Annotated in this window: 12 protein-coding genes and 1 pseudogene; all 13 read right to left on the bottom strand. The window is 31.0% G+C overall.

Going from position 1 to position 12196, the window contains the following annotated elements:
* Positions 1 to 87: 87 nt before the first annotated feature.
* Positions 88 to 390: pseudogene (locus ACYQ39_RS09470) on the bottom strand (PTS sugar transporter subunit IIB).
* A gap of 391 nt (positions 391 to 781) precedes the next feature.
* Positions 782 to 1651: a Cof-type HAD-IIB family hydrolase gene (locus ACYQ39_RS09465; protein ID WP_459842449.1), complete on the bottom strand. Its 870-nt coding sequence runs from the start codon at positions 1649 to 1651 to the stop codon at positions 782 to 784.
* Positions 1652 to 1668: 17 nt separating this feature from the next.
* Positions 1669 to 1863, bottom strand: coding sequence for an aldo/keto reductase (locus tag ACYQ39_RS13840; RefSeq protein ID WP_487247289.1), 195 nt, complete (start codon positions 1861 to 1863; stop codon positions 1669 to 1671).
* Between the two features lie 38 nt (positions 1864 to 1901).
* Positions 1902 to 3098: an MFS transporter gene (locus tag ACYQ39_RS09460; protein WP_459842447.1), complete on the bottom strand. Its 1197-nt coding sequence runs from the start codon at positions 3096 to 3098 to the stop codon at positions 1902 to 1904.
* Positions 3099 to 3329: 231 nt separating this feature from the next.
* Complete coding sequence (locus ACYQ39_RS09455; protein WP_459842445.1) at positions 3330 to 4049, bottom strand: GntR family transcriptional regulator; 720 nt, start codon at positions 4047 to 4049, stop codon at positions 3330 to 3332.
* Positions 4050 to 4331: 282 nt separating this feature from the next.
* Positions 4332 to 5051, bottom strand: coding sequence for a GntR family transcriptional regulator (locus ACYQ39_RS09450; protein WP_459842443.1), 720 nt, complete (start codon positions 5049 to 5051; stop codon positions 4332 to 4334).
* Between the two features lie 208 nt (positions 5052 to 5259).
* A complete protein-coding gene (locus ACYQ39_RS09445) occupies positions 5260 to 5637 on the bottom strand; it encodes a MerR family transcriptional regulator (RefSeq protein WP_459842441.1) in 378 nt (125 codons plus the stop codon).
* Positions 5638 to 5761: 124 nt separating this feature from the next.
* The gene (gene tsaD / locus ACYQ39_RS09440) at positions 5762 to 6778 is read right to left on the bottom strand and encodes a tRNA (adenosine(37)-N6)-threonylcarbamoyltransferase complex transferase subunit TsaD (protein WP_459842439.1); all 1017 of its coding nucleotides are present in this window, start codon (positions 6776 to 6778) and stop codon (positions 5762 to 5764) included.
* A gap of 90 nt (positions 6779 to 6868) precedes the next feature.
* The gene (gene rimI, locus ACYQ39_RS09435; protein WP_459842437.1) at positions 6869 to 7324 is read right to left on the bottom strand and encodes a ribosomal protein S18-alanine N-acetyltransferase; all 456 of its coding nucleotides are present in this window, start codon (positions 7322 to 7324) and stop codon (positions 6869 to 6871) included.
* On the bottom strand, positions 7317 to 8012 hold the full coding sequence (gene tsaB, locus ACYQ39_RS09430) for a tRNA (adenosine(37)-N6)-threonylcarbamoyltransferase complex dimerization subunit type 1 TsaB (RefSeq protein ID WP_459842435.1): 696 nt from the start codon (positions 8010 to 8012) through the stop codon (positions 7317 to 7319). Before tsaB ends, rimI begins: the two co-directional genes overlap by 8 nt.
* A gap of 1 nt (position 8013) precedes the next feature.
* A complete protein-coding gene (tsaE, locus tag ACYQ39_RS09425) occupies positions 8014 to 8463 on the bottom strand; it encodes a tRNA (adenosine(37)-N6)-threonylcarbamoyltransferase complex ATPase subunit type 1 TsaE (RefSeq protein WP_459842433.1) in 450 nt (149 codons plus the stop codon).
* Position 8464: 1 nt separating this feature from the next.
* On the bottom strand, positions 8465 to 10795 hold the full coding sequence (locus tag ACYQ39_RS09420; RefSeq protein WP_459842431.1) for a DUF4292 domain-containing protein: 2331 nt from the start codon (positions 10793 to 10795) through the stop codon (positions 8465 to 8467).
* Positions 10796 to 11080: 285 nt separating this feature from the next.
* Positions 11081 to 12088 carry a tryptophan--tRNA ligase gene (trpS, locus tag ACYQ39_RS09415; RefSeq protein WP_459842430.1) on the bottom strand — a complete coding sequence of 336 codons (1008 nt, stop codon included), beginning with the start codon at positions 12086 to 12088 and terminating at the stop codon, positions 11081 to 11083.
* Positions 12089 to 12196 lie beyond the last annotated feature (108 nt).

Genomic DNA, 12196 nt, shown 5'->3' with positions numbered 1-12196 from the left:
TATTTAAAGATTCAGTAACTTTTAATATTTGGCCCAAACTCAAACTAAAATATTAGACTAGCCAAACTTAACCTTAATGATAGAGTATTACTCAGCAAGTTCTAAAGCTTGATCTAAAACCTTATCTCCATCTACCATTCCATAAGCTGCTGAATCAATTACTGCTACTGGAATATCATATTCACTAGCAATTCCTTCAAACTCAGCCTTCTTGTATCTAACTTGAGGACCTAATAATACAACATCATACTATTCCACTATATCTTCAAATTTATCAATTGGTTCTGCTTCTATTACTGACTCTAAATCTCTCTCTTTCGCCGCTTTTTTCATCTTCTCAACCATTAAACTAGTGCTCATTCCTGCTGCACAAGTTAATAAGATATTCATAGTAAACCCCTCCTATTTTTTAGAATATTATAAATTCTCAAACTAAAAATAACATGGTTTACTTATAATCTTATAAATTTATTAGAGTTTAGTAATAAAACTTATATTATTAAGTTATTACATCTACCGGACTATACCACCTTGTTAAAAATAAAAATTATATCCTTATAATCTATTAAATTTCTAACTTATAATCTTATGAACTTATGTAACTTAGCAAATACAACTATCGGACTATACCACTACTAATAAATAAAAAATTATATTCTTATATTATAGTATAGTCTATTTAGCACCTCTTTTTAAAGACTATACCTCCTCTCAATTTTCTTAATAAAATTATAACATGTATTATAGGTGTTTTCAAGGAAAAATATTAATTAAAAATTAATCACATAGCTATCCTTTCTTTTAAAACATATTTTTTAATAGCATAAGCAACTCCATGTTCATCATTACTTAAAGTAATAACATCACTCTGTTTTTTCACTTCTTCATTACCACTTTCCATGGCAATAGACAATCCTGCTACTTCTAACATAGGGATATCATTTCCTTCATCACCAATAGCAACTGTATTTTCTAGTGGAATGTTAAAATGGCGAGCCATTACCTTAAGGCCATTCCCTTTATGTCCATTAATATGACTGACATCAAAACTAAATGAGCTAGGTTTAACAATCTTAGTTTCTTTAACAGATGCTAAATATGACTCTACCTTTTCATTTTGATCGGGATCTAATCCCAAAACAAAATATTTTTGTAACATAAGTTCTTCGTTATTAAGCACTTCTTCAATATTATCAAAAAGAGTTTGGCCAGCTTCAATAGGAGAATTAGTAAACATTTCATAGTGTTCATTTTTGTAGTATTCCTCAGGTACACGTCCTGATGAGATAACTCTTTCAAATCGTTCATTCCAATCACTAGGAGCAATAACTCCTTTATTAGTAGTTACATTATAAGGCATAAACTCTTCATCAAGCTTTGTGATAATTTCTCGGTTTTGGGATTGAGTTAAAGAGGTCAACTCTATCAATTCTCCATCAACAAAAACAGCTGTTCCATTAGTTGCTCCAATAGGGCAGTCTAATCCATATTTGGTTAATTTCTCACTAATCGATTTTCTTGAACGTCCAGATAAGACCATAACTATATGTCCTTCTTTCTGAGCTTCTTTAATTACTCTAATATTCTCTTCACTAATCTCCTTTTCTGAATTCAAGGTAGTACCATCCAAATCAAGTGCAATTAATTTCATAACTATCCCCCCTCTGCTTAATTCCCAACTTTTTTAGCATATTTAGATCTTTTTGGATTCTGTTCTGGCTTACTGTTAAGTACTTGTTCCTCATCTTCTATCTGAATTACAAATTCAGTAGCAATAACTACTTCAGCTTTATATGGTTTTAAAGTTTCTCCTACTAACTCTTCATTAGTATAGGAATCATAAACTTCAGCAGTATCAAAAATGATGAATATTTCACGTTTTTATGACGATAAAATTACTGTTATTCATAATCTTTAGCTATCTCCTGTACAGAGAATTTAGACTTATTCAACACACTCTTAAGATAAAGGATAACTCCCACTAGAATTAATAAATAAGAAATTTGGATTCCATATCCTACCTTGATCCCTACTAAATCATTAATTAATCCAATTACCCAATCACCTAAGAATGAAGCTCCTAAACTAGAAGTGGTTAGAGTTAGACCTAAAATAACTGCTTGCCCACTATCAAATATCTCAAACATGGCTGCTTGCATGGTAGGAAAATTAACTGATATAAACAAAGCAGCTAAAGAAAAGGTAAAAGCTAAATAATCTGGGCCAACAATCCCAATAAAAATTAAAGTAGCAGAAATTAAAGAAGATATAATTACTAAATCTAGATAATCTATCTTCTCTACAAATATACTAGCCAAAAACCGCCCTAAAGTAAAGAGAGCAAAATAAAGGGCTATATAAAAAGCTACCTCTTCTTCAGTTCTATGCTGAATATCTGTTAAATAAATTGCTATCCAATTTCTACCTCCTAATTCTGTTCCTACATGTAAGAAAAACATTAAATTAAATATTAAAATTCTAGGATCCTTAAGTATTTCTAAAAAACTAATATTTTTTCTCTTTCTTTTAGAAGAAACACTAGGAAAATCAATCACTAAAGTAATAATAAAGAAGGCTAAAATAACTATCCCAGCATAAAAATAAACTGTCTGCCAACTAAAACCTGAATCTAAAATTGAACTAGCATAGATTGGAGATAATATACCACCAACTCCAAAAAAGAAATGAAATAGATTCATCATTCGACCTTTATTTTTTACAAACAACTGGGACGCTAAAGTATTAAAAGAAATATTTAAAACTGCTAATCCAATTCCTGTAACCAAAACTGCTATTACCAGTAAAGCATACTTATTAACATAACTTATACTCATTAACCCTATCACACTAACTATTATACCTACTAATAAAACTCTTTTTATTCCATATTTCTGAATTAAAACACCACTAATTAAAGTAATCATTAGGCTACCAATAGAAAAAAAGGATAAGGCAAAACCTAATTGAGAATAGCTAATTCCATAATACTCTTGTATTAAAGGACTAAGCTGAGTTCTTAGATTACGAATAATTCCAAATACCATAATTAAAGTAAAGAGAAAGCCCGTTAGAAATTTGTACTTAATGCTCTTCTTCATTGCTAAAACCCCTTTAAATTTAAAATTTATTAACTAAATAAGTTATTTAAACTATTTATTTCTCTAATGGAATCAAAAATAACTGCCTGTAATTTACTCATTTCCCCCACCTCTTTAAAAAATTATCAACTATAACAAACCAGATACAACTAACGGGCTATACCACTACTACAAGAGATTATCCTTTTCACTATAAAATAATTAGTTAGAGATTCTAATGTTAGATATGATTTAATCAGTTACTGTATAGCATCCACTCATTTTATCTCCACGATAATAATTATAACTAAATTCTACTGGTCTATTATTAGAAAATGTAACTCTTTTCTTTCTTAAAACAGCACCGCCATCCTTCATTTCTAATAAATCACTTAATTTATCATCTGCTAAAATAGCTTCTACTTCGTCTTTAGCTTTAGTTGGCTTATATCCTGCTTCTGCTAAACACTCATAGACAGATTCCTGAGACATATCAACTTCTAATAAATCTGAACAGACAGAATAAGGCACATAAGATCTTTCGAATCCAATAGCTTTTCCATCTGCTAGACGTAACCTTTCAGTTAAGATTACTTTCTCATTTTCATTAATCTCTAATCTATTACTAATCTCTTTTCTAGGAATGATTAAGTCTTGACTTACTACTTCATTTGTACATTCAAGACCTCTCATCTTCATACTTTCAATATATCCTATTAATCCAGAAATTGGCTCTAATTTTTCTTTAGAAACAAAAGTTCCTTTACCTCTCTTTCGATGAAGTAATCCTTCATCTACCAAATTATCAATAGCCTTTCTGATAGTCATTCTACTTAAATCAAACTGTTGGCTTAATTTTCTTTCTGAAGGAATCTTATCCCCTGATTGATACTCACCTTGTTCAATCTTTTCCCTAATTATATTCTCCAATTGATAATATAATGGAATTGGACTATCTTCATTTAGTTCCAATTCAATCTCCTCCTTATTAAATTATAATCTTACCTAGATCATTAACTCTAAGCTAATATCTAATATTTTATATTCAATAATATCTTATTACTTAGAGTTAACTCCAGGTCAAGAGTTTTTTTAATTTTGAGATATTTTCTCTATTTAATAATATACTGATACTGAATTATTATTTTGACTTCATAATTGTGTTTAAGTGTATAGGACTATACCACAATTGACAAAAATTATAATATATACTTATTAATATAACTATCAAGTGAGATGAAGATCAAATTTAATTTAATTAGTTACTGTATAGCATCCACTCATTTTATCTCCACGGTAATAATTATAACTAAATTCTACTGGTCTATTATTAGAAAATGTAACTCTTTTCTTTCTTAAAACAGCACCGCCATTCTCCATTTCTAATAGATTACTTAATTTATCATCTGCTAAAATAGCTTCTACTTCGTCTTTAGCTTTAGTCGGCTTATATCCTGCTTTAGCTAAACACTCATAGATAGATTCTTTAGACATATCAACTTCTAATAAATCTGAACAGACAGAATAAGGCACATAAGATCTTTCAAATCCAATAGCTTTTCCATCTGCTAGACGTAACCTTTCAGTTAAGATTACTTTTTCCTCTCCATTAATTTCTAACCTATTACTAATCTCTTTTCTAGGAGTGATTAAGTCTTGACTTACTACTTCATTTGTACATTCAAGACCTCTCATTTTCATACTCTGAATATATCCTATTAATCCAGAAATCGGTTCTAATTTTTCTTTAGAAACAAAAGTTCCTTTACCTCTCTTTCGATGAAGTAACCCTTCATCTACCAAATTATCAATAGCCTTTCTGATAGTCATTCTACTTAAATCAAACTGTTGACTTAATTTTCTTTCTGAAGGAATTTTATCTTCAGCCTGATAAGTTCCCTGTTCAATCTGCTCTCTAATTATATTCTCTAACTGATAATACAACGGAATTGGACTATCTTCATTTAATTCCAATTCAGTTCCTCCTATCTTAAATTATAAAGTTATATTCTTACTAGATTTAAATTATACTACAATTCATTGAAAACTTCAACCTAGTAAGAGCAGACCTTTACACAACAAACGGAACATACGTATACTTTAACTAGATACATTACAAATAACTAACATATGCGATATTAAATGTTTAGTCTTTAATCTTAACCCTTAACTTCTAATCTTCTTATTTTTTCAACTCTTCTTCTTTAACCAGTACTCTGTCTTCATATCCATCAATCTTATTATCCAAACGACTTAGTGTTTCTTTCATCTCTTCAATTCTTGCATAAAGCTTTTGTCGTTCTTCTAGTAGAAGTTCTTTTCTGGCCTTGATTGTTGAATTACCCTGCTGAAACATAGTTACATACTCTATCAATGACTCTATAGATACCCCAGCTCTGCGCATACATTTAATAAAATGAACCCACTTACAATCTTCTTCTGTATAATCTCTATTACCACTTTCATTGCGATTAACCTCAGAGAGCAATCCAATTCGTTCATAGTAACGGAGAGTATCCTTGGTAAGATCAAATCTTTCACTTACTTCCAAAATCCTCATAAAACTCCACCTCCTATTGTTAAGTATTATATCATCTGGAGTTAACTCTAGGTCAAATAATTTTTATAAATTTTTTAGATGATTTCCTATATAATAAAAAAAGACCTCCTAAATAGGAGGACTATTATAATTTCAAATTTGGTTCAGCATTTAAGTCAAAATCAGCTACTACTTTTGTCTGTTGATACTTAAAATAACCAGCACTAGCAATCATAGCTGCATTGTCTGTACATAATCTAAGATCAGGATAATAAAAATCAATACCTGCTGCAGTTAATTCCTTCTCTAACTCTCTTTGCAGCTGGTTATTAGCAGCTACTCCTCCTGATAAAATAACTTGCTTTACATTCTTATCCTTAGCAGCCTTACTTACCTTAGCCGTTAAAACATCAACTACTGCTTGCTGAAAACTAGCAGCTAAATCTGGCTTAGAAATATCATCGCCTCGTTGCTTTGAATTATTAATATAATTTAAAACTGCTGTTTTAAGTCCACTAAAACTAAAGTCATAGCTATCCTTATTTAACAAGGGTCTAGGCAAGTCAATTGCTTCTGGATCACCTTCTTTAGCCAATTTATCTATTGCTGGTCCACCTGGATAGCCAATTTCCATTACTCTAGCTATCTTATCAAAGGCCTCTCCTGCTGCATCATCTCGCGTCCGACCTAAAATTTCATAATTTCCTAACTCTTTAAAGTATAATAAATCTGTATGCCCACCAGATACAGTTAAACAGACAACTGGTGGTTCTAACTGAGGATGAGAAATAAAGTTAGCATAGATATGACCTTCAATATGATTAACACCTATTAATGGTAGGTTATGCGCATAAGCAATTGACTTAGCTGCTGCAATACCTACTAACAAGCCACCTACTAAGCCTGGCCCATAGGTAACTGCTACAGCTGATAAATCACTAAAATTAACTTCAGCTTCTGTTATTGCCTCATCAATAACTGGATTTATCAATTCCACATGCTTTCGAGAAGCAATCTCTGGTACCACTCCTCCAAATTTGCGATGCCAATCAACTTGTGAAGCAATTACATTTGATAAAACTTCTTTACCATCCTTAATTACGGCAGCCGATGTCTCATCACAAGAACTTTCAATCCCTAATGTTAAAAATCCTTCTGACATAAATTTCACTCCTAATATCAATTAAATTTCAAGACATTTTATATCTTTTGATTTCAACTGTAAATTGTACATTGTCAACTGTCAATTGAATTATAGCTGTTTCCACATCACTATAGCATCTTCTCCATTATCACTATAATATTCTTTTTGAATTTTTACTTTAATAAACCCTTCATTTTTATAGAGTTTCTGAGCCTGATAATTAGACTCTCTAACTTCTAAAGTTGCCTTAGTATAGTTGGCCCGTTTAACATCACTGAATAATCTATCTAATAGCTTAGTAGCTATCCCTTGTCGCCGATAGTTCTTCTTTACTGCCAAAGATGTAATATGTATCTCATCACATAATAGCCAACTACCCAGATAGCCAATTATTTCTTCACCAAATACTGCAACTATATAATAAGCATAACTATTATATAACTCTCTAATGAAAGTAGGTAAAGACCAAGGGTTGCTAAAAGAATCTTCCTCAATAGCTAACACTTGGTCTAAATGTCTTTCAGTTAAGGGAATTATTTCAAATTCCTCTATCTTTTCAACCATGATTTTGATCCCATTGGATCTCTGCTTGAGAACGTTTAAGATAATTGGGAGTCAAAGTAAATAAATCATCTTCAACACCTTGGGCCAACTTCTCAAGGGCCAACTCACCTATAGCCCCAGCCCTTGGCAAATTGAAATTATCAGTTACGAATTCAGCTTCTTCTATTTCACTAGCTATTTCATCCTGATACTGCTTAACTATCTGACCTGCAAAGTAGATTGGTTCTTCTAATTTAGATAAACTAGTTGTTAAATCATCAACTTCTAGCATAGTTTCCTCTCTCTTAACCTCCAACTTAGAACCTGCTTGATACAAACAAGCAAAGACTCGGCCACCATGGGCATTAATCATAGAACATATATAACCTGAAACATACTTTAAGCTATATGCTATTGCCTCTAAAGTAGAAACTCCTACAATGGGAATATCTAAAGACTGGGCCAAAGACTTAGCAGTAGCCATTCCAATTCTTGTTCCTGTAAAAGAACCTGGGCCAACTGTAACTCCTATCCCCTCTAAATCTTCAACTTGATATCCAGAACTCTCTATTAGCTCAATCACCTGAGGCATTAACCGTTGCGAGTGAGTTTCAGTCAGATTAAGAAGATGCTCCCCAACTAATTTTTCTTTATTCATCAAACTAACACTACCTACATCTGTAGAACTATCTATACTTAATACTAACATCTTATTTCAACTCCGATACCAGCTCGATAAACTTATTAGCTTGGGGAATAAGCCTAATTTCACGCTGATTACCTTGCCCTTGTAAATTAATATCTAAATAATTATCTGGAATCAAAGTACCAGCTTTATTAGGCCATTCAATAATTGTTACTCCATCACCATAAATATAATCTTCAAATCCTAAATCATATAACTCTCCTTCACCCTGAACTCTATATAGATCCATATGATTAACTTTCATTCGTCCTTGATACTCATTAACAATAGTATAGGTTGGACTTGTAACTTCATCATCAACCCCTAAACCAGCACAAATACCTTTAGCCAAACTAGTCTTCCCTGCTCCTAAACTACCTTGTAAACAGACAATATCACCTGGATTAAGCTTACTACCTAGATCTTTTCCGAAATTAAAAGTTTCTTCAGGACTATCTGTCTCAACTTTTAACATTTTAATTCACTCCTTTATTAGACTGCTTCAAAATAGAAATCATATCTTCTGCTAACTGTAATAGTTCACCTCTAAGACCTGATTTAGCCAATTTAACTTCAAAATCATTACCTTGTAAAGCTTGTAAAAGTACTATATAAAAACGAGGTAACTGATAATCATAATTCTCAAATAAGGCTGCCTGGTATTTAACTAAAGCCTCATCTAACTTACCTTGTTGTCGTAACTTATTTGCTTTTAAATAATTGATACGCCCTGGTACATAGACCTTTTGATACTTTTTCTTTAACTTTGTTAATTTATTTTTCAACCTTAATAATTGATTTGCCTTTTCTATTGCTCCTAATGAATTTAAAATCTTAGCCTCTTCTTTTACTGCTTCAAATTTATCTGCTAAAAGATAGCTAAGGGCTAAATTATAATGATTAGTTCGATTATTATTAATCTTAGTAGCTAGTTTAAAATTACTAATTGCAGATTTAAAGTTACCATTAGCCAGTTGATACTTACCTAATAACTGATAAATCATAGCTTGAGACTGAAGAGGAACAATTTCTTTTAACTGTTCTAGCTCCCAACTTCTTTCTCTATTATAAAAGATTCTATTTAAAGAACTATAAACTCTATCCTGCTGTTGAGTAGTTAATACAGATTCTGTCTCTAAAGCCAGTTGATAAACTTCAATAGCTAATCCTAAATCATATCTTTCTACCATCTCAGCTAACTTAAGATATAACTTTCCACTCTGCTCCTTTTGTAACATATCTTTAGCTAGTTTCATACCTTCTCTTTGCTTTCCTGTTGCTAAATAAGATTCAATCAACTTAAACTTAAGGTCTATATTACCTGCACTTCTATTATTAATTACCTGATATTCTTCTAAAGCTAACTTATACTTTTTGAGATCAAAATAAAGCTTAGCCAACCGTCGATGGTTCTGCAAAGAATCATCTAAGTAAATTACATATCTATATAACTCTTCTGCTTTATCATATCTGCCTGTCTGCTTATAAAAATTAGCTAATTTAATATAGCCCCAGGTATCTTCAGGAGCTAACGCAATAGCCTTATTATAAGCTTTAGCAGCTTTAATCAATTCTCCTTGATCGAAGTATAAATCACCTAGATAGATTTGATAATCCTTATTATCACTATCCAATTTAACTAGTTTCTTAATGATTTTCTCAGCCCGCTCTAACATATATCTATCAGATTCTTGAACTGAATTATAGTATACCCAAAATAACTTTTCTAAATAAGTTGTATTTTTAGGAGCATAATTAACTGCTTTCTCTAGATAATAACGGCCTTGATCTGTATTACCAAGTTGTAATTTTAACTCACCTAATAAATAATTAAGTTCTGGATTATTATAATCTAGCTGTAAAGCCGTTCTTACTTCTCCTAAAGCTTCCTGATACATGCCTTGAGTTCGTAACAATTCAACCAATTTTTTTCGATATTTAATCTGATCATTAATCCTAATTGCTTTACGTATATTAGAAACTGCCTTATTCAATTGACTATTTTGTTGATAAATCTGGCTTATCTGCCAGTATAATTTATCATTTTGTGGGGTTTTTTTCAACTTCTGTTTCAATTTATTAACCTTAGTCTGATAATTACTTTGGAATCCTTGCGCAAAATCAAAAGATGTTAAACCTAGATTTACTTTCCAATCTTGAAATGAAATTTGCAGCGATTCCTTATTTAGAGAAGTCTCTACTTTAACCTTCGTTGGTAACCAGACTTTTGTATCAAATTTCTTAAAGTTAGTATAACTAATATCAGCCACCTTGATATTACTACTATTAAAGACTTTTATCTCAGTAATCAACTTACGTTCACGATCAATATAGAAACGTTGAGTTGAAAAGAGATTAGATAATTCAATAATATAAACTGAACGATTATTATAAATAGCTTCACCTAATAACTCTAACTGATATAACTTTTCTAATACCTGAAGTGGCTGTTGATAATCTAGTTGTCCTTCAAGAGGTAATACCTCCATAATAGTACTATAATCTGGTGGTAGATACAACCACGGAATTGTATTCAACATTCTACTTGTTTCAGCAATAGAATGTTGAGTACTTGTCAAATTTTTAGTCATAAACCTAGTTTTAGATTTCATAATCTGCGTTGCTGATTTTAATTCTTGGTCATCTACTTTTACTTTAGTAACTACTGTACCCTTAAAATCTTCAACCTGCTGTAATTTATCTCGCACATCTTCAATCAAACTAATAGCAGATAAATCATTAGCATTAACGGGATTACCTAAAATTAATAGAAAGCCTACTAAAAAAAACGCTATATATCTCTTCACCTACTATTTGACCTCCTTTCTGCTGAAAAAATCAGCTGATTCAAGCTACAAATTATTAAGCCTACAATATTTTATATATTGATTATCAACTACAAAATTTCCTTTAAGAAAAGATAAACTACCAATTTATATTAGTTCTTAACGCTAATCCTTATAAATAATTCAATTCTTGATTTTATAAAATATAAAATTAAAAAGTAAAAGTAAAAATTTAAAGGCATGGTTCATATGAACCATGCCTTTAAATTTGCACTATAAAGTTATTTCTTATAAAAATTTTGTTATCTATGCTTTAAAATAATTGATTTTCATTGCTTTACGAACTTCATCAAGTGTTTTAGCTGCTTTTTTCCTAGCTCTGTCTGTTCCTTTATTTAAAATATTCATTACTTCACCAGGATCTTTAGCATATTCTTCTCTGCGTTTTCTAATCGGTTTCAAAAAATATTGTAATACTTGATTAAGTCGTTCTTTTACTTTAACATCTCCTAATCCACCTTGACGATAACCAGTTTTTAATTTCTCAACTTCTTCTTGTTCTGGATCAAATACATCGAGATAACTAAAAACTGGATTTCCCTTAACTTGACCTGGATCTTCAATTCTAATGTGGTTAGGATCAGTAAACATACTCATTACCTTTTCTCTTATCATATCTGGTGAATCAGCTAATGAAATAGCATTACCTAAGGACTTACTCATCTTATTTTTACCATCAGTTCCTGGCAATCTTGGAACTTCAGGAACTAATGCTTCAGGCTCTACTAAAACTGATTTATAAATTCTGTTGAATCTCCTTACAATTTCTGAAGTTTGTTCTAGCATTGGTAATTGATCTTCACCAACAGGGACAAGATCTGCTTTAAAAGCAGTTATATCTGCTGCTTGATTGACAGGATAAGTCAAAAAACCAGTTGGAATACTATCTCCAAAATCTTTTTGATTTATTTCATTCTTAATTGTAGGATTTCGTTTTAAGCGATTTACTGTTACTAAATTTAAATAATACATAGTTAGTTCAGCAATTTCTGGCACTAATGATTGAATAAAAATCGTACTAATTTCTGGATCAATTCCTACAGCAAGATAATCTAATGCAACTTCTAAGATATTATCACGTACTTTGGTTGGATTATCTGCATTATCTGTTAAGGCCTGAGTATCTGCAATAATAATAAACTGATCATAATCAGTTTGTAATTTAACACGATTTTGTAAAGAACCAATATAATGTCCTAAATGTAACCTTCCAGTTGGACGATCACCAGTAAGAATAACTTTCTTATCAGTCATAATAAACTCTCCCTTGATTTTTTAGTTATTCTACAACCTAATTTCTTTTATTAGATACTGGTGATATCCATATCCATGAAGCAATTATTCTTTTATAATTTTGCTTCA

The organism is Halanaerocella petrolearia (genome assembly GCF_054657875.1).
The sequence above is the reverse complement of the archived record's forward strand: the minus strand, read 5'-3'. Positions and strand labels throughout refer to the sequence as shown.